This window comes from Agathobaculum desmolans ATCC 43058 (assembly GCF_000701665.1).
GTDB classification, from domain to species: domain Bacteria; phylum Bacillota; class Clostridia; order Oscillospirales; family Butyricicoccaceae; genus Agathobaculum; species Agathobaculum desmolans.
Genome location: NZ_JNJN01000001.1, coordinates 72,906 through 97,039 on the forward strand (window position 1 = coordinate 72,906; position 24,134 = coordinate 97,039).

General features: G+C 58.0%; 21 protein-coding genes. 10 read left to right on the plus strand and 11 right to left on the minus strand.

The features are described from left to right. The 9 genes from rlmB to T363_RS0100380 all read right to left on the minus strand — a co-directional run bounded on the left by rlmB (nucleotide 1) and on the right by T363_RS0100380 (nucleotide 13,527). Complete coding sequence (rlmB, locus tag T363_RS0100335; protein ID WP_034971369.1) at nucleotides 1-774, minus strand: 23S rRNA (guanosine(2251)-2'-O)-methyltransferase RlmB; 774 nt, start codon at nucleotides 772-774, stop codon at nucleotides 1-3. A gap of 265 nt (nucleotides 775-1,039) precedes the next feature. Further along, a complete protein-coding gene (locus T363_RS0100340; RefSeq protein WP_051642992.1) occupies nucleotides 1,040-2,299 on the minus strand; it encodes a DUF4317 domain-containing protein in 1,260 nt (419 codons plus the stop codon). 197 nt (nucleotides 2,300-2,496) lie between these two features. Further along, nucleotides 2,497-3,615 (minus strand): hypothetical protein, encoded by a 1,119-nt coding sequence (locus T363_RS14840; protein ID WP_031472120.1) that lies wholly within the window; start codon nucleotides 3,613-3,615, stop codon nucleotides 2,497-2,499. 167 nt (nucleotides 3,616-3,782) lie between these two features. Beyond that, nucleotides 3,783-6,416, minus strand: a complete 2,634-nt coding sequence (ppdK, locus tag T363_RS0100355) for a pyruvate, phosphate dikinase (RefSeq protein WP_031472122.1) — start codon at nucleotides 6,414-6,416, stop codon at nucleotides 3,783-3,785. Between the two features lie 505 nt (nucleotides 6,417-6,921). Beyond that, nucleotides 6,922-8,514, minus strand: coding sequence for a trypsin-like peptidase domain-containing protein (locus T363_RS0100360; RefSeq protein WP_031472124.1), 1,593 nt, complete (start codon nucleotides 8,512-8,514; stop codon nucleotides 6,922-6,924). A 72-nt stretch (nucleotides 8,515-8,586) separates the two neighbouring features. Beyond that, a complete protein-coding gene (locus tag T363_RS0100365) occupies nucleotides 8,587-9,099 on the minus strand; it encodes a flavin reductase family protein (protein ID WP_031472126.1) in 513 nt (170 codons plus the stop codon). An 87-nt stretch (nucleotides 9,100-9,186) separates the two neighbouring features. Further along, on the minus strand, nucleotides 9,187-11,691 hold the full coding sequence (locus T363_RS0100370; RefSeq protein ID WP_051642993.1) for a DNA translocase FtsK: 2,505 nt from the start codon (nucleotides 11,689-11,691) through the stop codon (nucleotides 9,187-9,189). Between the two features lie 73 nt (nucleotides 11,692-11,764). Then, a complete protein-coding gene (locus T363_RS0100375) occupies nucleotides 11,765-12,595 on the minus strand; it encodes an undecaprenyl-diphosphate phosphatase (RefSeq protein WP_031472130.1) in 831 nt (276 codons plus the stop codon). A 110-nt stretch (nucleotides 12,596-12,705) separates the two neighbouring features. Then, complete coding sequence (locus tag T363_RS0100380) at nucleotides 12,706-13,527, minus strand: Cof-type HAD-IIB family hydrolase (RefSeq protein ID WP_031472132.1); 822 nt, start codon at nucleotides 13,525-13,527, stop codon at nucleotides 12,706-12,708. A 149-nt stretch (nucleotides 13,528-13,676) separates the two neighbouring features. Between T363_RS0100380 and T363_RS0100385 the strand changes: the two genes are divergently transcribed. From T363_RS0100385 to T363_RS0100410, 6 genes are all read left to right on the plus strand, one after another. Then, on the plus strand, nucleotides 13,677-13,886 hold the full coding sequence (locus tag T363_RS0100385) for a hypothetical protein (RefSeq protein WP_031472134.1): 210 nt from the start codon (nucleotides 13,677-13,679) through the stop codon (nucleotides 13,884-13,886). Nucleotides 13,887-13,930: 44 nt separating this feature from the next. Further along, nucleotides 13,931-15,181 (plus strand): phage terminase large subunit, encoded by a 1,251-nt coding sequence (locus T363_RS0100390; RefSeq protein ID WP_278246968.1) that lies wholly within the window; start codon nucleotides 13,931-13,933, stop codon nucleotides 15,179-15,181. Between the two features lie 75 nt (nucleotides 15,182-15,256). Next, nucleotides 15,257-15,451 (plus strand): hypothetical protein, encoded by a 195-nt coding sequence (locus T363_RS0100395; protein ID WP_031472138.1) that lies wholly within the window; start codon nucleotides 15,257-15,259, stop codon nucleotides 15,449-15,451. Continuing rightward, nucleotides 15,441-17,003 carry a portal protein gene (locus tag T363_RS0100400; RefSeq protein WP_031472140.1) on the plus strand — a complete coding sequence of 521 codons (1,563 nt, stop codon included), beginning with the start codon at nucleotides 15,441-15,443 and terminating at the stop codon, nucleotides 17,001-17,003. Before T363_RS0100395 ends, T363_RS0100400 begins: the two co-directional genes overlap by 11 nt. Beyond that, nucleotides 16,975-17,496 (plus strand): hypothetical protein, encoded by a 522-nt coding sequence (locus T363_RS0100405; RefSeq protein ID WP_031472142.1) that lies wholly within the window; start codon nucleotides 16,975-16,977, stop codon nucleotides 17,494-17,496. The genes T363_RS0100400 and T363_RS0100405 overlap by 29 nt, the downstream gene beginning before the upstream one ends. A gap of 114 nt (nucleotides 17,497-17,610) precedes the next feature. Then, nucleotides 17,611-18,642: an FN3 associated domain-containing protein gene (locus T363_RS0100410; protein WP_051642994.1), complete on the plus strand. Its 1,032-nt coding sequence runs from the start codon at nucleotides 17,611-17,613 to the stop codon at nucleotides 18,640-18,642. 71 nt (nucleotides 18,643-18,713) lie between these two features. Here T363_RS0100410 and T363_RS0100415 read toward each other — a convergent pair whose 3' ends face one another. After that, nucleotides 18,714-19,007: a hypothetical protein gene (locus T363_RS0100415; protein WP_031472150.1), complete on the minus strand. Its 294-nt coding sequence runs from the start codon at nucleotides 19,005-19,007 to the stop codon at nucleotides 18,714-18,716. 149 nt (nucleotides 19,008-19,156) lie between these two features. On the opposite strand from T363_RS0100415, the gene T363_RS0100420 reads away from it, so the two are divergent. From T363_RS0100420 to T363_RS0100435, 4 genes are read left to right on the plus strand one after another with little or no spacing between them, the layout of a single operon-like run. Next, on the plus strand, nucleotides 19,157-19,525 hold the full coding sequence (locus T363_RS0100420; protein WP_031472152.1) for a hypothetical protein: 369 nt from the start codon (nucleotides 19,157-19,159) through the stop codon (nucleotides 19,523-19,525). Then, a complete protein-coding gene (locus T363_RS0100425) occupies nucleotides 19,522-21,345 on the plus strand; it encodes a hypothetical protein (protein WP_207640612.1) in 1,824 nt (607 codons plus the stop codon). The genes T363_RS0100420 and T363_RS0100425 overlap by 4 nt, the downstream gene beginning before the upstream one ends. Before the next feature lie 17 nt (nucleotides 21,346-21,362). Then, the gene (locus T363_RS15905; protein ID WP_154658711.1) at nucleotides 21,363-21,527 is read left to right on the plus strand and encodes a hypothetical protein; all 165 of its coding nucleotides are present in this window, start codon (nucleotides 21,363-21,365) and stop codon (nucleotides 21,525-21,527) included. A 3-nt stretch (nucleotides 21,528-21,530) separates the two neighbouring features. Next, nucleotides 21,531-22,442, plus strand: coding sequence for a hypothetical protein (locus T363_RS0100435; RefSeq protein WP_031472156.1), 912 nt, complete (start codon nucleotides 21,531-21,533; stop codon nucleotides 22,440-22,442). 328 nt (nucleotides 22,443-22,770) lie between these two features. Here T363_RS0100435 and eno read toward each other — a convergent pair whose 3' ends face one another. Then, nucleotides 22,771-24,090 (minus strand): phosphopyruvate hydratase, encoded by a 1,320-nt coding sequence (gene eno / locus T363_RS0100445; protein WP_031472160.1) that lies wholly within the window; start codon nucleotides 24,088-24,090, stop codon nucleotides 22,771-22,773. Between the last annotated feature and the right edge of the window lie 44 nt (nucleotides 24,091-24,134).

Consider the following 24,134-nt stretch of genomic DNA (forward strand, 5'->3'; position numbering starts at 1 on the left):
TCATCCGTTCTGCGTGCGGCGGCGCACCGCTTCAAACAGCATCACCGCCGCGGCGTTGGATGCGTTCAGTGAATTTACCCGACCGCGCAGCGGGATGCTGACAATATAATCACACTTATCCCGCGTCAGCCGGCTGAGGCCCTGCCCTTCCGAGCCGATGATAATTGCGGCCGGACGGTCAAACGCCGCCTCGTAAAGATCCACCGTGCCATCCGCCTCGGCGCCGAACAGCCATACACCGCGCTCCTTCAGCTCATCGAGCACAGCAGCCAGATTATTCGCCTTGTGCACACCGATATAGGCCAGCGCCCCTGCTGCAGCACGCGCAACCGCCGCCGTCAGTCCAACGGCGCGGCGCTTAGGAATGATAATGCCGTGTGCACCCGCCGTTTCCGCCGAGCGAATGATCGCGCCCAGATTGTGCGGGTCCTCGATTCCGTCGCACACAACGATCAGCGGCGCTTCACCGCGCACTTCCGCCACCCGGAAAATATCCTCCAGCGTGACATACTCCTGCGCCGCGGCCTGCGCAATCACGCCTTGATGGTTACCGGTCGGACTCATATGGTCCAGCTTGCGCCGGTCGCAGGTGACGACCGGCACACCGTGCCGCCGCGCTTCGGCCGTGATGTCACCGATCCGCCCACCTTCTGCTACGAACACCTTATCCACCGTGCGGCCCGCGCGCAGCGTTTCCAACACGGCGTTGCGGCCCTCGATCAGGGTGCCGTCATCCTCCCGCGGGGGACGGCGTCTGTTTCTTTCATAAGCCATGATATTACGCTCCAAAAATCTTCAGATAGTGGTAGTATACCACATGCTATCCTCATTTTTCAACGCCATGCGACTGAAAAGATGAATTTACACGGTTTCCCTCTCGAAGCGCCGCCGCTTTTTGTGAAAAATTTCGAAAACTTTTGGTGTTTTCTGCGACACAGCCACCCCATATGCTGCACCGCAGCAACGGCACCCTCACGCATGCCGCCTGCCCAAAAGCAAAGCGGAACAGCCCGCAGCAGGCGTTCCGCTTTATGATGATTTACAGGGTAGTCTCCCGCCCGTTGATCTGAGCCGATTCCCCTTCCTCTAACGGGATCAGCAGGCATCTCTGCCCGCCGATCCGTTCTGCACGGATCCGGGCGGCGCGCTCCTCCGGCATCCGCAGCTCAATGCGGCCGGCAGCGGTATCCTCCCATGGCGGGATATCCCCCTCTGCCTCCACGCGGTCTGCTGCCTGCTGCGCCAGCTCCTGCTGCAAAACCGCAACCTTCTGCTCCAGCGCTGCTGTATGGGCACGCGCCGTCCCTTCCTCGACCAGACGGCTGTCCAGCACATTGTGCGCGGCGGGCGGCACATCACCGAACACCTGCGCATACGTTTTACCCAGCTGCTCACGCACCGCATCCGATACTTCCGCTTCCTCCGCCAAATCTGCCATGGCTTCGGCCGTCAGGCTGACCGGCGGCAGGCTGGGATCCTCCTCCCGCTCGGCCACCATGGCACTGATTGTCTTCTGCATTTGGAAAAACGCCGCATCCGCCTGCTCGGTATCCTCTCCGAACGCACTTTTGACCACACTTTGAAACGCCTGCTTATCCTCTGCCGCTGTGCGCTGCGACACGCATCCCAGCACGTTTTCCACCAGCTCCGGATGCGAGCTGCGGCCGGTGCGGACATAGTACATCACTGCATTGACATCGCTGCTGCGGCCGCTGAACGCCGGGTAAACAAACCCCAGATCCGGCTTCCCTACCACCCAGTCGCGTTCACGGGCGCCGATGCGGTTCTCCTCCTCGCAGTAACCCAGCGCGGGCTTGGCCAGATCGACCGGGCAGACCGCGCACAACAGGTATTCGTAAATCTCTTCAGACTCCTCCTGCTCCTCCCCCGAGGTGGCTTTGGCAGGTACATCGTACACATCGTGATAAACCAGAATGAGATAGTTGCCCGGATAGGCATACTCCGCAATGACCTGCTCATACAGCCGGTCCAGCAGCTCTTCATTCGCCAGCTTGCTGCCTTTGAGCATCAACAGGTACTTCTGGCGTTCCGCCGCCTGCTCGGTGCGTGCAAACTCCAGCTCAAGCAGGTTGCCGCCCAGCGTACCGGACAGCGTTTTCTTCGCAATCTCTAAGTACTTGTAAAACTCATCCTCTTCCAGCTCGGAAAACGGTTCGCTGAACTTCAGCACGACCTGTTTACCGCTGTTGACATAACAGCCGCACAGCCGCCCAAAGGTACATTCGGTTTTCTTCAGGCGGCGGCGCAGCTCGAGCACATCGCCTTTTGTGATATTCATGCTTGGTTCTCTCCTGTCCGGTTTTAACTGATCGCACCGCCGCCGGGCGGTGTTGCTTTTAGTATACGGCATACGCCGCGCCCTGTGCAAGCAAAGATTATTCCCGCCTGCCGTAATGTATGCCCCCATCGTCCACCGACGGTTTCAGCCCCTCCCTGCGGAGCAGGAAGGGGCTGAAGGCGTTCGGTTTCTGTCGGTTATTCAAGATAAGGCGCCGGGCTGTCGATCCGCACGGTACGCGCCTGCTCATCCCAAACCACGGCAAAATCCATTGCCGCCGCCAGATCGCGTAGCTTGAAGAAATTGTTGCCGGCAATCTGGTAGGCTGTCAGTTCCAACGGCTGCCCACTCCGGCAGACTGCTGCCGTCGTCAGCGACGCTTGCGCCGGTGCCACAAACGCGCTGTTTTCCCCGCCGACCGGCGTATACGGCTGTCCCTCGATCAGGTCGATGCGCTGCTGCGCGCCGTCCCACTTTACCTCGAACTGCGCCTTTGTACCGGAAAGCACTGCCGCCAAATCGCGCAGCCGGAAATAATTGTCCCCGTTAATCTTATACACAGCGATCTGTACCGGTTTGCCATCCAGCATAATACGGTCCTCCGAGGCCACGGCTTTGGGATTGGTCAATGTGCGCAGCGCTGCGACCGTATCGCCCATCGTGCCCGAGACGCTCTTGCAGACAGAGGAATACTTCCAGAAAGAATACCACTGTTTTTCCATGCCCGCCGCAAAATCGCTCAGGCCTTTCTCCAGCTCCTCCGGCGTGACCGATTTGCCGTTCAGCGTGCAGATATGCACGCCGTAGGAACCGTCCGGGTATTCGCCGATCGCATCCTGATAGGTCAGCGCGGCAGTCATCCGATCTCCCTGCTTAGTATAATAGGTCACCGTACCGCCATTCATTACCCCGTGCCCATCGACCAGATACGCCTTATCCGCGCCGACATACAGCAGCGTAGAAGGCGATAAATCCGTACTGAAATTGCTGACGTTTTGCGGGATCTCCAGATTTCTCAGCCCGTTATCATAGGTGTACAGCCACTGACCTTCCATTCCGGCGCTGCAATACAGCTCCGGGATCTCATCTCCGTCAAAATCAATCAGCCGGGCAAGCGACAGCCCCGTCCACATGCTGTTCAGCACTGCATCCGAAGCGACCGCTGCTTTTCCATATGTATTTTGCAGACGCATAATTTCATCCCGGTACGCCTTGGCGCCTTGCGGTGATAAATCACCCACCGAATCCGCTGCCCCCGCAGCGGACACCATGCAGGCGCCGGCCAGAGCCGCGCACAGCCATTGTTTCGCTTTCATGTGTTCATATCCTCCTTCTCATTGACCTTATTCACAATATAGCACCCTTTTGCCGGCATTACAAGCTTTTTCCTGCATTGCAGCCCTTTTCCCAGTATTACATCTGCCATCTGCATACAGCAAAACCGGCCGCCGTATCAACGGCGGCCGGTTGCAGCATCAATCAGTTAGGCCTTCGCCAATTCCTTTACGCGCGCCTGCGCAGCAGCCAGACGGGCAATCGGAACACGGAAGGGCGAGCAGGAAACATAGTTCAAACCGACATTGTGGCAGAACTCAACCGAAGACAGGTCGCCGCCATGCTCACCACAGATGCCCAGCTTGATTTCCGGACGGGTGCGGCGGCCTTCCGCTACAGCAAAGCGGATCAGCTTGCCGACGCCGGACTGGTCCAGACGGGCAAACGGGTCGGACTCCAGAATCTTTTTATCAAAGTAGGTCTCCAGAATGCGGCCCACGTCATCACGGGAGAAGCCATAGGTCATCTGGGTCAGGTCGTTGGTGCCGAAGGAGAAGAACTCCGCTTCGCGTGCGATCTCATTCGCGGTGACCGCTGCACGCGGGGTCTCGATCATGGTGCCGACCATATACTTCATCTTCAGGCCGGAAGCCTCGATCAGCTCATCTGCCTTGGCCTTGATGACCTTCTTGACAAAGCGCAGCTCATTGATCTCGGATACCAGCGGTACCATGATCTCCGGGGTGATCTTCAGGCCGTCTTCCTTCCAGACGTTGATCGCCGCAGAAATGATCGCCTCGGTCTGCATCTCGGCGATTTCCGGATACAGAACGTCAAGACGGCAGCCGCGGGTGCCGAGCATCGGGTTAAACTCATGCAGATCCTCTACCTTAGCACGGAGCTTATCATAGGAAATGCCCATTTCGTCCGCCAGCTCGCGGATCTCGTCATCCTCCTGCGGGAGGAACTCATGCAGCGGGGGATCAAGCAGACGGATGGTAACCGGCAGGCCGCCCATCGCGCGGTAGATGCCCTCAAAATCGCTGCGCTGCATCGGCAGGATCTTGGCGAGCGCCGCCTTGCGCTGCTCCACCGTATCGGAAACGATCATCTCACGAACCGCCTTGATGCGTGCCGGCTCAAAGAACATATGCTCGGTACGGCACAGGCCGATGCCCTCCGCGCCGAACTTACGCGCCTGCGTTGCATCGCGCGGGGTATCGCCGTTGGTGCGGACCTTGAGCGTGCGGATCTCATCCGCCCAACCCATAAAGCGGCCGAAGTCGCCGGTCAGCTCCGCATCCTGCGTTGCGATCTGACCCAGATATACATTGCCGGTCGAGCCGTCGAGCGAGAGGAAATCACCCTCATGCACTACGGTGCCGTCAGCAAAGGTAAGCGTTTTATTCTCTTCCGAAACCTTGATGCCGTTAACGCCCGCCACACAGCAGGTACCCATGCCGCGCGCCACAACCGCCGCGTGCGAGGTCATGCCGCCGCGCGCCGTCATGATACCCTCGGACACTGCCATGCCGTCGATATCCTCCGGAGAGGTCTCCTGACGAACCAGAACGACCTTAAGACCGGTCTTGTGGGCTGCCGCAGCCTCTGCTGCGGTAAAGTAAACTGCACCGCACGCCGCACCGGGGGATGCCGGCAGGCCGGTGGTGATCGGCGTTGCTGCCTCCAGCGCAGCCGGAACAAAGGTCGGATGGAGAAGTGCGTCGAGCTGCTTCGGCTCGACCTTCATGATCGCCTGCTCCTTGGTGCAGACGCCCTCATCCACCAAATCGACCGCCACCTTGAGCGCAGCCTGCGCGGTGCGCTTTCCGTTGCGGGTCTGCAGCATGTAGAGCTTGCCGTTTTCAATCGTAAACTCCATATCCTGCATATCGCCGTAGTGCTGCTCCAAACGGGAAGAAATATCCACAAACTGCTGATAAACCTCCGGCATGGTATCCGCCAGCGCGGAAATCGGCTGCGGGGTGCGGATACCGGCTACGACGTCCTCGCCCTGCGCGTTCATCAGGAACTCGCCGTACAGCTTCTTTTCGCCGGTTGCCGGGTTGCGGGTAAAGGCAACGCCCGTGCCCGAGGTATCGCCCATATTGCCGAATACCATGGACTGCACGTTGACCGCCGTACCCCAAGAGTGCGGGATATCGTTCATGCGGCGATAGGTGTTGGCGCGCGGGTTATCCCACGAACGGAATACTGCACGAACCGCCTCCATCAGCTGCTTCTTGGGATCCTGCGGGAAATCTTCGCCGAGGGACTTCTTGTAATGATCCTTAAACAGGACGATCAGCTCGGACATATCATCCGCGTCCAGTTCGTTATCCATCTTAACGCCCTTTTTCTCCTTGACCTGATCGATAAAGGTTTCGAAGGTGGACTTGGGCAGCTCCATAACAACGTCCGAGAACATCTGGATGAAGCGGCGGTAGCTGTCGCGCGCAAAGCGCGGATTATTCGTCAGCCCTGCGACGGCCTCGCAGATCTCGTCGTTCATGCCGAGGTTCAGGATGGTATCCATCATGCCGGGCATGGATGCGCGCGCGCCCGAACGCACGGACACCAAAAGCGGCTTAACCGGATCGCCCAGCGTTTTGCCGGTGATTTTTTCCAATTTATCGAGGTACTCAAGGATCTGATCCTGAATATCGGGATAGATCGTCTTGCCATCCTCATAATACCGGGTGCAGGCCTCCGTGGTAATAGTGAAGCCCTGCGGTACCGGCATGCCGAGACCGGTCATTTCTGCCAGGTTCGCGCCCTTACCGCCGAGCAGCTCACGCATGGAGCCATTGCCTTCCGGGAACATGTAAACATACTTCTTCATTTGGGTCTTCCTCCGTTTCGTTTGGTGCTCTCTCTTAATCACACACTTCAATCACGCAAGGCTATTATATCACGTCCCCTGCACGCTGTTCCATTGTTGGATTTCACCGATTTGCCAAAGATACATTGTGCAAATTGCCGAACACCACACCATTCTGCGCAATATTTTATCTTTTCTTTGCTGTTTTTTCATCAAAATAAGCCTTTTTTATTGCAAAAAATTTATCTTTTCTATCGCTTTGCGCCATTTCATGCGCAATTTGTGAAAGCCTTACTGCACGCTGTCAAAATTTCATTTTCGATCCGACTCTGCACAATTTCCTGCAAAAGGAAAGACAGCCATGCAGAACGAATCTTTTCCCTTTCGCATGCACAAAGCACCGCAAAAGAAAAAAGACCGGGACATATGTCCCGGTCTCAAACCCTCATTTAGGGCCATCTTTCGTCAAACGCGACGACAAAAAATGATAAGGAAAACTTGGTTTTCCCTTGCTGCCGGGCCTACCTCAGGCTGCATGCGGCAGACCGCCGACTGCTTTGGACTGCATACCGGATACGAATACCCCCAACGCCGGAACGCCCTGATAGCTCGTTTCATACATCTGAACCGAATACAGATATCCCGCAGACGAAGTAAACGCACCGTCCGAAAACTGATAAAACGTATTTTCATTAAGCGCCGCATAATACAGCAGCAGCTGGCGGGTGCCATCCGTCAAATCTGATTGCCGGTAGTAAAAACAATGGGTACCGCGGTCGCGTGTCATCCCCAGCAGCGGCGCTCCGGTTACCACACCAAAATCCGGCACCGGATACAGCCGCTCATAGCACCCGCCGGCATCCGGCAGGTGGGCGGCAGCGTACTGCGCCGGCGTCACGGCCGTGCCGTGCTCCAGCTCCTGTACCGCTGATACCGGCACCGAAAAGGACGGCGAGCCGCTGTCCCGGCTGCTGACCGTGATCCCCACCAGCCGCCCGCGGCTGTCCAGCAGGGCGCCGCCCGAGTTTCCGCTGATCACCACCGCGGTGCTTTCGATCAGCGGATAGAGATACTCTGTGTTTTTCGGATTGGTCACACACCCCTCGGTCACCTTGGCAGCACCGCCGCCGGGATAGCCAAGCGCATAAACCGTTTCACCCGCCTGCGGCAGCGGTGCCAGTTCCAGATAAGGCAGATTGCTGCCCACAACCCGGATATAGGCAATATCACGCGCGGCATCCAAATCGTAAATGCCAACCTCACGCTTGACGCCGTCCGGCATTTCCGCAACCAGACGTTTGACACCGTTAACCAAATGGCCGCAGGTCACCGCATCTCCCTGCGGGGACAATATCACGCCGCTTCCCATTCCGAGCACACGCCCCTGTGCATCATATGCGCTCAGCTTGCACACCGCCGGCAGGCAGCGGGCGCGGATATCCGCTGCGGTCAGCGCCGCAGCAGACAGCTCTACGGTCTGCCGCAGCGCCGGATCTGCCATGCGGGTGAGGATAGCGGCCGCTTCGCTGCGCTGAATCGTGCTGTCAGGCTGAAACCGTCCGCCATTTGACCCGGTCAGCACACCTGCGCGGTACAGGTGATAGACCGCAGCCGCATAGGGGGCCGATGACGGGACATCCGGTATCTCTCCGTTTGCAATTTCATTTTTTTCCGTCAACGCCTCCGCCGGCAAGGCATTGGCCAATATCTCTGCAAACACCGCACGGGAAGCCGGCGCTTCATAATCCGTGCGCTCCGCTGCAAGGATCCCGTTTTGCAGTGCATAATTCACATAAGGACGATACCATGGCTGCGCAGAAGCAAACGAAGCGCTGCCTGTGACATAAATACTGTGCAGACAGGCTGCCAGCTTGATCGTTTCCGCCACTGTAAGCGGGCTGTTTGGCGCAAAGGCCGATGGGGTCTTGCCGTCGATCAGGCCATATTCCACCCCCGCGCGAACATTTACCGCGAACCAGTCGCTCTCCTTTACATCAGTAAACTGCCCCGGTGTATACGATGCCTGTGCTGTAAAATTTTCATATCCCGCCAGCGCAGCCGGCATCATACCGGACAGCAGCAGCACCGTCAGCAGCAGGCTGAGCAGTCTTTTTTTCACAGAATGATCCCTCCGTCCTATCATGATCCGTCGGGCTTCCGCAGCCCGGTTTTCCTACCTTTTCGCTTCGGTTTATGCGTGACCGCCCTGATACGCTGCAACGATCTCGCCGATATACATCGCATGATAATCCTGATCGTCATACCACTTGTCCAGCGTTTCCTGCTGCAAAATGTCCTCGGGCGGAATCTCCGTGCAGCAGCGCTTGCGGCAGACCAGTACCAGCTCAGCCTCCTCAAAGGTGGGCTGCCCATCCACAAACACCGGCGTCAAACCACTGTCATGCATTTTATCCATCTCTCGCCCGGACTTGCTGCCCAGCAGGTTGAGCGCATCCCGATGACCTTCCCGCAGGAACGTAAGGGTAAAATACGCGTTGTCATCCACAAACGCCTTGGTGTAGCGGCTGTGGCGGATATAGCAGGTTACTGCGGGTTTGCCCCAGATGACACCGACGCCGCCCCAGCTTGCCGTCATCGTATTCCACCGATCCTCCGCACCGGCGGAAATCAGCATCCACTGCTTGCCGATCAGTTCAAACGGATTGAAGGACTGTTCTGCAATGTTGATTTTGGTAAAAGCCATAGAAAAAACCTCCTGCAAAAAATAAACATAAAACATGTGAGGGATGCTTCCCTGCATGGTGCCGCTCTCTGTGGCGGAAGGGCCGTTTTATTCCAAGCGGTCGTTCCGCCGCAGCTTCATCTCCTGCCAATCCTCACGGGAAATGAGGATCTGCCGCGGCTTGGAGCCTTCAAACGGGCCGATGATGCCCCGCTCCTCGATCTGGTCGATGATGCGGGCGGCACGCGAATAGCCGAGCTTCAAGCGGCGCTGCAGCATCGAAGTAGATGCCTGACGGCATTCCATGATCACGTCGATCGCCTCTTCGATCATTTCATCCTCATCCTCACCCGGATCGCCGGACGAGCCGCCCTTACCGTCGACCTGCTCGGCCTGCCGCTCGATGTGCTCCAGGATCTCCTCATTATATTCCGCTGTGCTTGTCTGCTTGATATGGGAAATGACCGATTCGATCTCATCCGATGAGATAAAGCAGCCCTGCACACGGGTGGGCTTACCCTCTCCCAGCGGCGCATACAGCATATCGCCCTTGCCGATCAGCTTTTCCGCACCGGTGGTATCCAGAATGATGCGGCTTTCGATCTGGCTGGCAACCGCAAACGCGATGCGCGACGGAATATTGGCTTTCATAATACCGGTGATAACATCCGCCGAAGGACGCTGGGTCGCCACGACCAGATGCATACCTGCAGCGCGCGCCTTCTGTGCGATACGGCAGATCGAGGTTTCGACCTCCTTCGCGGCCACCATCATCAGGTCGGCCAGCTCGTCGATTACAATAACGATCTGCGGCAACACCTGATACTGCTCCGGCGTGCCCTCTTCCTCCTGCTCCGCCTTAGCCCGTTCGGCCCGCATCAGATCATTGTATCCGACCAGATTGCGTACCTGATGATCGGCAAACAGCTTATAGCGGCGTTCCATCTCGCCCACCGCCCAGTTGAGCGCACCCGCCGCCTTTTTGGGATCGGTGACGACCGGGATGAGCAGATGCGGGATGCCGTTGTAATTGCCCAGCTCGACCATTTTCGGATCGACCATGATCAGGCGGACTTCCTCCGGCGTGGACTTATACAACAGCGAAATCAACATAGAGTTGATGCACACGGATTTGCCTGAGCCGGTGGTACCGGCGATCAGCATATGCGGCATTTTGGCAATATCGCCGATGACCGGCTTGCCGGTAATATCCTTGCCCACGGCAAAGGACAGGCGGCTGCGTGCATTTGTAAAGGCCGGTGCACCGATACATTCGCGGATGAACACCGTGTTGACCGCCTTGTTCGGCACCTCGATACCGACCGCGACCTTATCCGGAATAGGCGCAATGCGCACCGATACTGCCCCAAGCGACAGCGCGATATCATCCGACAGTGCAGTAATCCGTGAGATCTTGATGCCGCGCGGGATCGACAGTTCAAACCGCGTGACCGACGGGCCGCGCACGATACCGATGATCTGCGCGTCGATATTGAAGGACACCAGCGTATCGATCAGGCGTTCGGAATTTTCCTTCAGCTCGTGCTCTGCACCGGCCATCGAAGTATGCTTCCCCTGCCCCAGCAGATCAATCGGGGGATAGTCATACACCGGCACCGGCGCCTTCTGGCTTTCATCCATCTGGTCGTTCAGCGCCGCCTGTTCATCCTCGCTTATTTTTTCCGGTTTTTTCGGTTTGGCCGGCGCTTCTGCCGACGCTTCCTCTTCCTCCGGTTTATTTTCCACCAGATCCAGAATGCTGACCTGTTCCCCGGTCGTCTGCTCCCGCAGGGAACGCAGATATTCATCCGGTGCCATCGGTTTGCCGTTCAGGCGATGTGGATGCTGCTCTGCTTCCTCCCCCGGTTTATCCTCGCCGGGCGGCTCGGTATCGATCGGGATATCGATCTCCGCTTTCCGGCGGGCGCTGCGGCGCTCCTCCCGCTTTTGCGCATGAGCGGCGGCTGCTTCATGCACATTGGGCAGCTTGGCAGGCGCTTCGTAGCGCGCCCGCTCTGCTTCGTCTTCATACTCATACGCAGGGGGACGGAACATCTCGAGCAGTGCTTCCGGGGTGATGCGGCATGCACCCAGCACCGCGGCAACTGCCAGCACCAGCAAAATGATCAGCGCACCGACCGAGGACAATGCCCATTCCAGCACCAGATACAGCCCACCGGACAGTAAGCCGCCCGCTTCCCCCTTCATGCCGGCAGATAATAAGCCGGAAAGCGTTTTCATCGAAAAATCATACTGATTGGCACACATAAAGGCATGGAAGATACTGCCGACCAGCACAGGCAGCGCTATCATACAGGCACTGCGCAGACGCACCGGCCCTTTCTGCCGTGCAAACAGCAGACCCGCCAGCGCCAGCAGTGCAAACGGCAGCACATAGCTGCCGCGGCCGATCAGCGCACCGACCCCGCGATGCAGCCAGTTGAGGACTGCACCATCGACCGGCAGCAGCGCCAACAGGCACAGCAGCCCCAGTACCGCCCAAACCGCACCCCAAGCCGCACGTGACAGCAGCGGCTCCGGCTCCGGCGCACGGCGCGCCGGCTGCTTGCCCCGCGGCGCAGTTTTTTTAGTTGTGGTTTTCCTTGCAGCCACAGCAAATGACCCTCATTTCCTTTTTCTTTTCCTTTGCACAGGCAGCCGCCCATCACAGGCGGCTGTCCGTACATCAAACCATTTTGATCAAGCTTGCTACGATCGTAATCGTACCGATCAGCGCACAGTACACCACGAACGGGCGGAAATTGCCGCGTTTCGAGACAAATTTCACCATACGGATCGCCGCCAGACCGGCAATCATCGCTACCAGGATGCCGACGATGTAGCATGCAACCGAAACATCACCCATTGTTGCAGGATCGCGGATCACATCGACCAGCTCCAGCAGATTGGCGCCCAGAATGACCGGCAACGACATGATAAAGGCAAAGCGCACAGAAAAATCACGCGAAAAGCCGCGGAACAGGCCGGTGCAGATCGTAGTGCCCGAACGGGACAGGCCGGGCAGCACCGCAAAGCACTGGCCGATACCGACGATCAGCGCGTCCAGCCATGTAGCGTTTTCCTCGGTCTTATGTTTTTTCGGCGCTTTTTCGGACAGGAACAGCACCGCTGCCGTCAGCAGCAGCATCAGACCCACGAGCAGCGGCGAGGAAAACGCATTTTCCAGCGTGCCCTTGACCGGCAGGATCGCAAACATCGGCAGGATCGTGATGAGCAGCATCACGATAAACCGGCGGTAAGGATGCCCGTTGATCTTGAAGCCATCCTTCACCCATCCGAAAAATTCAAAGAACAATTCCTTGATATCCTTCCAAAATGCAACGACCACACTCAGCAGTGTGCCGAAGTGCAGCAGCACATTAAACAGCATATAATTGGTTTCCACCCCGTCGCCAAACAGGGTCTGCGCCAGTACCAGATGGCCGGACGAGGATACAGGCAAAAACTCAGTCAGGCCTTGAACCAAGCCCAGCAATGCAGCAAACCATAAACTCATTCTGTTGATCTCCTTTTCCGCGGAACGATTTTTGCATACAGATTTATTATAGCATATGAAACGGACAGATACTACTGTTTTTTGGTAAAACGCGATCCGTCCGCCACCGTTTATCCGTTTTCCGCCAGAATCCGGTCGATCGCCGCTGCGACACCGTCCTGCGCATTGGTCAGGGTGACACGGCGGCACAGCGCCTTGACTTCTTCGGTGGCATTGCCCATTGCGATCGGCAGCGCGACAGCACGCAGCATTTCAAGATCATTTTCACTGTCGCCGATCGCGGCCGCATGACGGAGATCCGTATCCAGCTCCCGGCACAGCAGCCCCAGCGCAGTTCCCTTATCCGCCGCGGGCGTGATGACCTCGAGGTTGTCCGCCGCTGAGCTCATCACCCGCACGCCGGGAATTGCCGTGAGCTGCCTGCGCGCATTTTGCAGCATCACCGTATCCCGGCTGCGGACAAATATCTTATCCACCGAAATGTGGCCGGCCGCAATATGTTCCGCCACGGACGGCACCACTTTTTTTACCGCTAAATATCCCTCGTTCGACTTGTACTTCCCGAACTCCATATCGTCATACGGGGTGATCAGCAGGGTTTCGCCCACGTAGATCATTGCCGTCATGCCGATGCGCTCTACCACTGCTGCGGCACGCACCGCTGCCTCCCACGGCATGGACATCCGCATCGTGCACTGCCCGCGCGATACGCTCGAGATCGTCGCCCCGCCCGACGTTACCATCAAATCATCCGCACCGAGCTGTCGGGCGAAGTCGCTCGCTTCCCCGCAGATGCGGCCGGTCGAGATCACCACATGGATGCCCGCCTCGCGCGCCCGGCGCACTGCGTCCCGGGTCACATCGGTCACGGTATTTTCCGGCGTGAGCGTTGTTCCATCCAGATCAAGTGCGATCAGTTCAATTTTTTGCATGGTCATTCCCCCTTGGGCCGTTTTTTGTTCCTATTCAGCATACCGCACTGGACAATAAATTGCAAGCGGGCAAAAATCGAACATTTGTTCTTGACTTTATCCCGTATTCCGGCTATTCTTTGCATCACAGGAAAGGAGGAGATGCCATTGTGCGCAGAAAAAACCATCCGGAGGATCTGATCCGGATGCTGTACGAGATCGCGGACGATGCGGAAGCACCGGCAAACAGCCGGCTGACCGCGATCCGCGAGATCCTCGATCGGACGGTCGGCAAGGGGACGATGCTGGACGACAGCGAAGCGGAAAGCGGCCCGGTCGAAATCGTATTTCGGATCGTCGACGATACGAATTCCCCATAACACGCAGGCAGGCCGCGTTTATCCAATCCGACACGTTCGAAACGCTGTTCGGCGGCGCTGCCGGCGGCGGCAAAAGCCACGGCCAGCTGTTGGACGCACTGCGCTTTGCCGTAACCTATCCCGGCTCGCGGCAGCTCATGCTGCGGCGCACCATGCCCGAGCTGGAGCGCTCACTCGTTCCCGCCGCGCTGCGGCTGTATCCGCGGTGCATCGCCACGTATAAGGTCAGTGAGCACCGCTGGGAATTTTCCAACCGCTCCACACTGGAATTTGGCTACTGCGATGCGGAAAGCGACGTGACCCGCTATCAGTCCGCCGAGTACGATGTCATCCGCTTTGACGAGCTGACCCATTTTACGGAAAGCCAGTTCACTTATCTGCTCTCCCGCATCCGCGGAGCAAACAGCTATCCCAAGCAGGTCAAGGCCACGACCAATCCCGGCGGTGTTGGACATCAATGGGTCAAAAGCCGTTACATTGATCCCGCACCACCGAACACGGTATGGGAAAAGAACGGCACCAGCCGCCTGTTTCTGCCCGCCAAGCTGACGGACAATCCATTTTTGCAGCAGGCGGACAAAAACTACCAGAAGCGGCTGCAGCTGCTTACACCGCATGACCGCCGCGCCCTGCTCGACGGTGTTTGGGAGCTGGACGAGGGACGGTATTTCCGCGAATTTTCCACCGCCCTGCACGTTACGCCGCCCCATCCCATCCCCCGCGGCTGGCGGCGGTTCCTGACGATCGACTACGGTCTGGACATGCTCGCCGCGCTGTGGATCGCACAAAGCCCGGATGGATACAGTGTAGTATACCGTGAGCTCTATCAGCCGGGACTGATCATTTCCGAAGCAGCGGCGGCAATCCAAAACTGCGAGCTGTCCGGCGAACAGATCGACTGCCGTCTGGCGCCGCCCGACCTGTGGAACCGGCGGCAGGAAACCGGCAAAAGCGCGGTGGAGCTGTTTGCAGACTGCGGCCTGCTGTTCGACAAGAGCAGCAACGAGCGTGTGGCCGGGTGGCTGGCGCTGCATGAGCTGCTTGCACCACGCAAGGATCTGTTCGGCACGGTTCGCCCCCGCCTGACGATTTTTGATACCTGCCGCAACCTGATCCGCACGCTGCCCGCCTTGCAGCATGACAGCCGCAATCCGTCCGATACGGCGAACACACCGCACGAACTGACCCACGCGCCTGATGCGCTGCGCGGCTATGCAGCCACCATCTACGAGCCGCCTGCACCCGTGCAGCCGACCACGTATGACTGCGAGATAGGCGAGTTTTTGAGGTATTGAAACGAATGGAGAATGTTCGCCGCCGCATGCTCCGCTCTGCATTCTCAATTCTCCATTTCAGAAAGGGAGGAATCTATGGAAGTATTATTTTATTGTATCGGCGCCGCCCTGCTGGTGCTGACCGGCGCGGTCGCATCCGGCGGGCTGCGGCTGCCGCAGCGGCAGCCCAAAGCCGGCACCGCATCCCCGCAGCCGCCGGACGATGCGCTCAGCCGCGATCTGGCAGCGCTGATGGCATATGGACGAGAGGAGGACGAGCATGCGGTTTGACCCCTCACCGGCGGCCATTTGGAAAAAGTACGAGCGCGACCGCGACTATAAGCGCTCGATCGGGCTGTATGACCGGGTGCGCCGCAACGAAGCCTTTTATCTGGGGCGGCAGTGGGAAGGGCTGCGGGTACAGTCGCTCGACCCGCTGATCTTCAATGTACTGCGCCGCTGTGTCAACCTGTTTGTCTCCATGCTGGTCTCGGATGACATTGCCGTGCGCGCCCAGCCGTTCGATATGGATACTGAAGGACGGCACACTGCCCGTGTACTCGAGCGTGCGTTTGCGTCGGCAATCGAACGGTCGGGGGTAAAAGCGCTCGGACGGCCGCTGCTCAAAAACGCCTGTGTGGACGGCGACGCCTGCTTTTACATCCACTTTGATCCCGCAGTGGAAACCGGACAGGCTGTTAAGGGGGATCTGGCGGTCGAGCTGATCGACTCGGTCAACCTTTGCTTCGGCAATCCGGCCTGCGACGAGGTACAGCGCCAGCCTTACCTTATCATCGCCATGCGCCGCGACGCGGATGAGGTCCGCGCGGAAGCCAAGGCGAACGGCATGACCGCCGCCGAGCTCGAAGCGATCGTACCCGATGATGACGGCACCTCACTGCGGTACCGTGCAAACGGAACCGAGGAGCGCGTGACCGTACTGCTGCACATGCGGCGTGTGGACGGCGGCATCGCCTTTTGCAAAACCACCCGCACTGCCACTGTGATGCGTGAAAAAACACTGCCCTACCGCCTGTATCCGGTAACCCATCTGTGCTGGAACCGCGTACGCGGCTCGTGCCACGGGGAAAGCCCGCTGACCGAGGCCATTCCCAACCAGATTGCGATCAACAAGCTGTATTCCATGTATGTGCAGTGCATCAAGCAGGTGGCTTTCCCCAAAATCGTTTACGATATGACCCGTTTCCCGGATGGATGGTCCAACGATGTGGGCAAGGCAGTCGCCATGCGCGGCAACCCGAACGAGGCCGTTGCCGCTGCGTTCAAAGCGCCGGATATCTCCGCGCAGGTGCTCGGTCTGCTGAAACAGATGATGACCGATACAGCCGAACTGATGGGCGCGTCTGAAGCCGCGCTCGGTACGGTACGGCCGGACAATACCTCCGCTATCGTGGCGGTGCAGAACGCCACCGCCGCCCCGCTCGAGCTGACCAAAATGGCTTTTTACCGGTTTACCGAGGAATGGGCGCGTATTTTCCTCGACTTGATGGGCGTGCACTACGGGGTGCGCACCATTGTAGTGCCCGATGAGGACGGCGGCGAACCGCAGCGGCAGTCCTTCGACTTTTCTACCTTAGCCGGTCAGGATATGCGGCTGCAGGTGGATGTCGGCGCAGCAAGCTACTGGTCGGAAACCATGCAGACCATGACCAACGACCATCTGCTCGAAAGCGGCGTGATCACCGATCCGTTGGTTTATCTGGAACACGTGCCTGACCATCAGGTGCGCGGCAAACACGAATTGCTGCACGCACTCCGCGTACAGCGACAGCAGCAAAAGGAGGAACAAACACATGCAGAACAAACACAAGCTGAACACTGAAGCTCAGCCGTCCGCCGTACCGGACACACTGCCGGCCGATCCGTTCACAGCGCCGCAGGCAAATGCTCCGGCAGCGGCACAGGCCGCAGCCGGGGAAGCGCCCCGCTATCCCGTGCCGGTGGACGGTCAGACCGTTGAACTGACACTGGAGGAGCTGATCGAGGCCGCCAGTCTCGGGCTTTCCAAGCAGAACGCCTACGTACGGCGCAACCGTGCGGCAGCCGGTATGCCGAACGGGCAGATCTATGCCGCGTTTGTTGAGGAATACCCCGAGGTCAAGCCCGAGGACATCCCGCCCGAGGTATGGGACTGGGCACAGCGCGAAGGCTCGCTGGTTTCCGCCTACCGCAAGTGGGAGCTGCTGACCCTGAAGGACGAGCTGGCGGCACTGGAAATGAACCAGAAAAACCGCCGCGCTGCCGTCGGTCCGGCACAGTCGGACGGCGAGGCCACCGGTGTCGATCCGGTAACGCTGGCGCTGCTCGGCCGATAAGCACAATGGAAAATGCAGAATAGAGAATGGACTCGATGATCCACAGAGCCCGCGCTCCATTCCGCCCGACAATTCTCATTCTACTGTCTCAATTTTCTAAAGGAGGTTTTCTTTATGGCTATCAATCTTGCGACCAAATATTCCGACCAGATCGCAGAGGTGTTCACCCGCGCATCCTTTATCAAGGGCAAAACCGCCGAAACCTTTGATCTGACAGGCGTCAAGACCCTTAAGGTATACACGCCGATCACGGTGGAGGAAGTCGACTACGACCGTGACGGCGGACTGAAGCGCTACGGCGATGTCACCGAAATGCAGGACGTGGTGCAGGAGCTGACCATGACGCAGGACAAGGCGTTTACACTGACCATCGACAAGGGCAACAATCTGGATCAGAACCTTGTCAAAAACGCCGCAGATATGCTGCGGCTCCAGCTAAACGAAAAATCCACCCCCGCAGCAGACAAATACGCTTTCCGCCGTTTTGTCACCATGGCCGGTACCATTGCAGAAAGCGAAAAGCCGACCAAGAGCACCATCATCTCCAAAATTGCGGACGCTTCGCAGGCGCTGGACGACGCGCTGGTGCCGGACGACAACCGTTATCTCTATCTGACAAGCGAAATGTACAAGCTGGTCTGCACCTCGGATGAATTTGCAGGCGTGGATGTGCTGGCGCGTCAGTCGATCGCCAAGGGCGTATGCGGCGAGGTTTTCGGTATGAATGTTGTGCGCGTACCCAAGTCCTATCTGCCGGAAAACGTCTACTTTCTGGTGGCGCACAAGGATGCGGTGCTCATGCCCTACAAAATCGCAGATGCCAAGGTGCACGAAGACCCTGTCGGCGTATCCGGTGCGCTGATCGAAGGCCGTCACTATTATGATGCCTATGTACTGGGCGCCAAGTGCGGCGGCGTATACGCACTGACCGCGACCGGCGCACGCACCGCCGCGCCGACGGTTTCCGGCAATAAGATCACCGGTGCCGGCACGATCCGCTATACGCTGGATGGCTCAGACCCGCGCTACTCGGATTCGGCCAAGGATTATGTTGCCGAAACCACGCTGACGGCTGAACCGGGCTGCAAGATCCGCGCGTTTGCTGCGGAGGACAGCAAATACCCCTCTTCCGTCGCAGAAGGATAACAAAAAAAGCCGCCCATAGGGCGGCATAGCACAGGTGTCCGGCCTGACAAAAGCGCAGATTCCATACATCCTCAAAGCCGGTCGATATACCGCTTGGCCTCTAACAGGCTCCAGCCGGTTTGCTCCCGCAGGCGCTTGACCGCCTCTGCATCCTGACCGCTCTGCTTGCGCAGAGTAAGCTCATTGCGTAATATTTCATCAATATAATCCGTTCTGTATTCAGGGTGCCCACTGCTGTCTGCCAGCCGATCCACACATGCGCGAAGCTGCTCTACCTGCTGCTGCAATGAGCGCTGCCGTAAATACAGCACCGTCAGGCAAGCAACAAACGCCGATACCAAATATGCTATGATCCGATATACCATGATCCGCTCCCCCTTTGACCGGTTGATTTGATATCAGTATAGCATACCGTACTGCAGCAATTATGAACAAAATGAGAATCTTCATCAAACGGCACATCTGCACTTTTGTCAGGCCGGACGCCGCCGCATTCCGCAAAGGAGGAATCACCATGACCGGAACCGAATGTTTCCATGCCGCGCTCAACCTACTTGCTGAAACACCGAACAGCGGTGTGTATTACGAGCAATTTGCACTCGGCGCACTCAACCAGCTCTTATCCAACAGCCTGCGCGAAATCAATGCCGAGCATGTATTCCGCGCTGAGCCGGTGCTGGATGCGCCGCCGCGCCTGCACGCACTGTCGGACGAGATCCCTGCAGGCGACTGGCTGGTGCGCGAATGCTTTCCGTATGGGCTCGCAGCCCTGCTTGTAGCGGATGACGACAAGGCTAAATTCAACTGGGCTGCCAACGAATACACCGACCGGCTGCTGCGGCACTGCCCCGCACAATTCACCGCAATCCGGGAGATGGTATGATGCGCGCCTATCAATTTCCTTATCCCGAAACCGAGCAGGAAACCGTGATCCACCGCTTTGGCGGCGTGGATTTCCGCACGCACCCCACCAAGGTATCACTTTCCCGCTCGCCCGATATGCAGAACATGATCTGTGACCAGAACGATTTTCTGGTCAAGCGCACAGGGTGGAAAACACAGCAGCGCTATGATGCGCCCGTTTACGGGCTGTTCCCCCTTCCGGACGGTTCGGGGTTTGCCGTCCATGCCGGGAACCAGTTGTTTTTCCGCCCTGCTGCCGGCGAACAAACGGTATTGTGCAGCGACATGCACACCGCATTCTCACAGTCCTTCTGTATAAACGGCGTATTGTACATTATGGACGGAAAGACTTACCGCGCCGTGCAGCGCGATCCGGAAAAAAAGAACTGGAAAACCGTTCCGGTGCAGGAACAGGCCTATGTTCCCACCACAACGATTTCCGCCGCGCCGACCGGCGGCGGCACCGCCCATGAAGCCGTCAATCTGCTGACACCCAAGCGCATCAACACGTTTATCGGCAACGGTTCTGCCACCCAGTTTCAGGTGGATGCCAAAGAACTGGACGACGTCCCTGTAACAGCTGAGGTGGACGGCAAAGCCGTCACGGTATCCTCGGTCAACCGCACGACCGGACTGGTCACCCTGTCCGCCGCGCCGCCCAACGGCAACGGACTGGCCAACGTATCCATTGCGTTTTCCAAAACCGTCTCAGGCTATCAGGACAAGATCAACCACTGCCGGTTTGCCGGCCTGTACGGCGGCAAAAACGACACCCGCGTTTTTCTCTCCGGCAATCCGAAGGAGCCGAACTGCGACTGGCAAAGCGGGCTGTATGATCCAACCTACTTTCCGGATACCGGCTACACCCGCATGGGAACAGATGCCGCTGCGATTGTCGGCTATGTCAAGCAGTATGAAAGCCAGCTGGTCATCAAATCCGGCGGGGCGCAGGAGGCATCCAGTTATCTGCGCTCGTACCTGATGGCCGATGACGGCACAGCGCTCTATCCCCTCAAGCAGGGTGCTCAGGGCGCGGGAGCCATCGCGTCACGCAGCTTTGCAGCTCTGAATGATATGCCGCTTTTCCTCTCTGACCGCGGGATACAGGGCATATTCGGCACGGCGGTAGCCGAACAGCATACCATTCGATCGGTATCGGATGCGATCATTCCCCGGCTTGCTCGTGAACCCGATCTCCAAAACGCCTGCGCTGCGGTGTTCGAAGGCAAGTACTACCTTGCCGTCAACGGCCATATATACATTGCCGACGGTGCCCTGATCGAAGACAACGGCGATCCCGCATGGTTTTACTGGACCGAAGTACCCGCCCAATGCCTTGCAGTACTGGATCGTGCCCTGTGGTTCGGCACCGCAGACGGACGGCTGTGCCGCTTTGCCGCTGCCAGCGAGGATCACGCCTATCTTGATGACGCGCAGGCGATCCATGCTTACTGGCGCACGCCTACGCTGCCGCTTGCGGACTGGGGGCATGTGAAAACCGTGCGGGATGTGATTCCCACGCTCATGCCCTATTCCCGCTCCGGCGCAACCGTGCAATATGAAAATGAAAACGGCAGCCGGCTTGCATTATCACGTAATATGGATCTATTTTCATTTAAAACACTTGACTTTTCACGTTTTTCCTTCCGCTGTATCCCGGGCGCGGTCAGTTACCGCACCCGCTGGCGGCAGCACCGCATGCCGCTGTTCGCCGTGCGCATTGGCAACGACCGTCCGGATGAGCCCTTCGGCCTGCTCGCGCTCACGATCCGATGGACACAAGGACAAACCGTGATCTGAACAAAAAGGAGGTTGCCATGCCTGATTTTTTCGATAACGACACCGTCGCCCTGCTTGCGCTCGGCCTGACCTGTATCTGCGGCGTTTTTATGGGACAGGAAAGCCTATGCGCAGCCGCGATCGGCGCAATCGGCGGCTATATCGGCTCGCGTGTCATGCATACAAAAAACAAAAGGAGGTAAGCCATGGCTGGTTACAGAAAGGATTTTGACTATTCGGATGCCATTGCAGCCACGCAGGATGCCGGTAAACGGCAGCAGCTTCTTGCCGAGCGCCAAAACAAAATTGACGCGGAAGGACTGGCAGGCAAAGTCGCATCCAACGATGCGGTTTCCACCTGGAACGGTGCATACCGTCCGTACTCGGTATCCAGCACCAAATCCGGAGGACATGCCGTCAGCCGACTGTATGATGCAGCGGAAACCGCACGGCTGCGCCGCTTCGAAGCCGCGCGTGAACGGATCCGGCAGCAGCTGAGCGGTCAGCTTTCTGCCATCGAAACCGATTATACCGCCGGGATGCGGCAGACCGATATCAATGCACGTCAATCTGCGGTTTCCAATGCAGAAAAGCTCGCCGCACTCGGCCTGAACATGGGCGCTGCACAGGCGGCGGCAACCTCCGGCGCAGCGGAAAGCAGCCGCATTGCGCTGGACAATCGCTACCGCAGCGACCTGAATGCCCTTGGGCAAGCCCGGCTGTCCGCCCGCGCAGCGGCACAATCCGCCGCTGCTGACCGCGAGGCTGCGCTCGAAGGCGATTATTATGCCGCATCGGAAAGCGCTGCCCTGCAGCAGGCACAGGCACAGCTCACCCAATTCAACGCCGACCGCGATTACAGCCTTTCGGTTGCCGGCCTGACTGGTTTTCTGAACGGTACCCCTACGCTGGCATGGCGGGAATATCAAAGCAATATTTCCGGTGATACACAGGCACGCGCCTATGAACAGGCACTGGCCCGCTGGAAAAACACCGGTTATGTGCTGCAGCAGGATGCCGCTGTTCTCGGCGTACCCGCCGGTACACCGACTGTAGATGCCAGCTATAAAAATGCTTCCCTTGCCCTGCAGCGATGGAAGGCAGGGTATGGCTATTAAGTCCGTCTGTCCCGCTGCACCTGCACGATACAAAAAAGGCGGCCCATCGTATGGCGGGCCGCCTTGAACCTGTCGAAAAACTTCGTTTTTCCGACAATCTGTGTTTGGACTACACCAAACACGAACGAGAAAAAGTTCCCATATAGAAACTTTTTCTCTCTTGCAGTATAAAAAGTCAGGCACATGTCCTGACTTTTTATGCATTTGCGCTGCAAATGCTGTTTTATGCGCGCTGTTGCGCGTATTACTGACACCCATCAACAAAATACTTTTTTGACAAGCTAAAGGCTGCCCACCATATGGTGAGCAGCCTTGTCTCATGCTGTTTTTACTTGTTCTTCAGGTTGAAGAAAGCATCCTTGCCGAGGTACTGTGCAACATCCTCGCCCAGCTCTTCCTCGATGCGGAGCAGCTGGTTGTACTTGGCAACACGGTCGGTACGGCTCGGCGCACCGGTCTTGATCTGGCCGGCGTTGAGCGCAACCGCGATGTCCGCGATGGTAGCGTCCTCGGTCTCACCCGAACGGTGGGAAACAACCGCGGTGTAGCCTGCGCGATTTGCCATCTGGATAGCGTCGAGCGTCTCGGTCAGCGAGCCGATCTGGTTAACCTTGATCAGGATGGAGTTGCCCACGCCCAGATCAATGCCCTTCTTCAGACGGGCAGTGTTGGTAACAAACAGGTCGTCGCCCACGAGCTGGATCTTGTCGCCCAGCGCCTTGGTGAGCATTGCCCAGCCTTCCCAGTCCTCTTCAGCCATGCCGTCCTCGAGGGAGATGATCGGGTACTTCTCTGCAAAGCCCTTCCACATCTTAACGAGCTGCTGCTGGGTCATCTTCTTGCCGGACTTGGGCTGGATATAGCACTTCTCTTCGTCGTTCCACCACTCGGAGGAAGCAGCGTCGATCGCGATCATGAAGTCCTCACCGGGCTTGTAGCCGGCCTCTTCAATCGCCTTTACGATTACCTTAAGCGCGTCCTCATCCTTCTTCAGGTTGGGCGCGTAGCCGCCCTCGTCGCCAACGCCCGCAGCCGGGGTGCCGTTCTCCTTAAGGGTGGTCTTGAGCTGATGGAATACCTCAGCGCAGCGGCGCAGCGCCTCGCGGAAGGACGGAGCGGAAACCGGCATAACCATGAATTCCTGAATTTCAACGTTGTTGGTCGCATGCGCGCCGCCGTTCAGGATGTTCATCATGGGCATCGGCAGGGTCTTGGCATTGCAGCCGCCGATGTAGTTGTACAGCGGCAGGGAGAGCGCCTCAGCCGCAGCCTTGGCAACTGCCAGCGATACGCCGAGGATCGCGTTTGCGCCGAACTTGGTCTTGTTCGGGGTGCCGTCCGCCTCGATCATCGCCTTGTCGATGGCCTGCTGGTCGAGCGCGTTCATGCCGATGATGGTCTCCGCGATCTCGCCGTTGACCGCGTCAACCGCCTTGAGAACGCCCTTGCCGTTGTAGCGGGACTTGTCGCCGTCGCGCAGCTCGCAAGCCTCGAAAATACCGGTGGAAGCGCCGGACGGAACAGCCGCGCGGCCCATGTAAGCGCCGGTGTCGCCCTCCACATAAACTTCAACCTCTACGGTCGGGTTGCCGCGGGAGTCCATGACTTCACGGCCAATTACATCAACAATTTCAATGTAGCCCTTCATAACTTCTTCTCCTTTATATTAAAAAATTTGAAAACACAAAATAA

What these genes read in the sequence shown, in the direction of transcription:
- T363_RS0100425 (WP_207640612.1), top strand. Translation starts at nt 19,522, where the DNA reads ATGATGCGCGCCTATCAATTTCCTTATCCCGAAACCGAGCAGGAAACC.
- T363_RS0100405 (WP_031472142.1), top strand. Translation starts at nt 16,975, where the DNA reads ATGCAGAACAAACACAAGCTGAACACTGAAGCTCAGCCGTCCGCCGTA.
- eno (WP_031472160.1), bottom strand. Translation starts at nt 24,090, where the DNA reads ATGAAGGGCTACATTGAAATTGTTGATGTAATTGGCCGTGAAGTCATG.
- ppdK (WP_031472122.1), bottom strand. Translation starts at nt 6,416, where the DNA reads ATGAAGAAGTATGTTTACATGTTCCCGGAAGGCAATGGCTCCATGCGT.
- T363_RS0100400 (WP_031472140.1), top strand. Translation starts at nt 15,441, where the DNA reads ATGCGGTTTGACCCCTCACCGGCGGCCATTTGGAAAAAGTACGAGCGC.
- T363_RS14840 (WP_031472120.1), bottom strand. Translation starts at nt 3,615, where the DNA reads ATGAAAGCGAAACAATGGCTGTGCGCGGCTCTGGCCGGCGCCTGCATG.
- T363_RS0100365 (WP_031472126.1), bottom strand. Translation starts at nt 9,099, where the DNA reads ATGGCTTTTACCAAAATCAACATTGCAGAACAGTCCTTCAATCCGTTT.
- T363_RS15905 (WP_154658711.1), top strand. Translation starts at nt 21,363, where the DNA reads ATGCCTGATTTTTTCGATAACGACACCGTCGCCCTGCTTGCGCTCGGC.
- T363_RS0100395 (WP_031472138.1), top strand. Translation starts at nt 15,257, where the DNA reads ATGGAAGTATTATTTTATTGTATCGGCGCCGCCCTGCTGGTGCTGACC.
- T363_RS0100380 (WP_031472132.1), bottom strand. Translation starts at nt 13,527, where the DNA reads ATGCAAAAAATTGAACTGATCGCACTTGATCTGGATGGAACAACGCTC.
- T363_RS0100415 (WP_031472150.1), bottom strand. Translation starts at nt 19,007, where the DNA reads ATGGTATATCGGATCATAGCATATTTGGTATCGGCGTTTGTTGCTTGC.
- rlmB (WP_034971369.1), bottom strand. Translation starts at nt 774, where the DNA reads ATGGCTTATGAAAGAAACAGACGCCGTCCCCCGCGGGAGGATGACGGC.
- T363_RS0100420 (WP_031472152.1), top strand. Translation starts at nt 19,157, where the DNA reads ATGACCGGAACCGAATGTTTCCATGCCGCGCTCAACCTACTTGCTGAA.
- T363_RS0100375 (WP_031472130.1), bottom strand. Translation starts at nt 12,595, where the DNA reads ATGAGTTTATGGTTTGCTGCATTGCTGGGCTTGGTTCAAGGCCTGACT.
- T363_RS0100410 (WP_051642994.1), top strand. Translation starts at nt 17,611, where the DNA reads ATGGCTATCAATCTTGCGACCAAATATTCCGACCAGATCGCAGAGGTG.
- T363_RS0100340 (WP_051642992.1), bottom strand. Translation starts at nt 2,299, where the DNA reads ATGAATATCACAAAAGGCGATGTGCTCGAGCTGCGCCGCCGCCTGAAG.
- T363_RS0100435 (WP_031472156.1), top strand. Translation starts at nt 21,531, where the DNA reads ATGGCTGGTTACAGAAAGGATTTTGACTATTCGGATGCCATTGCAGCC.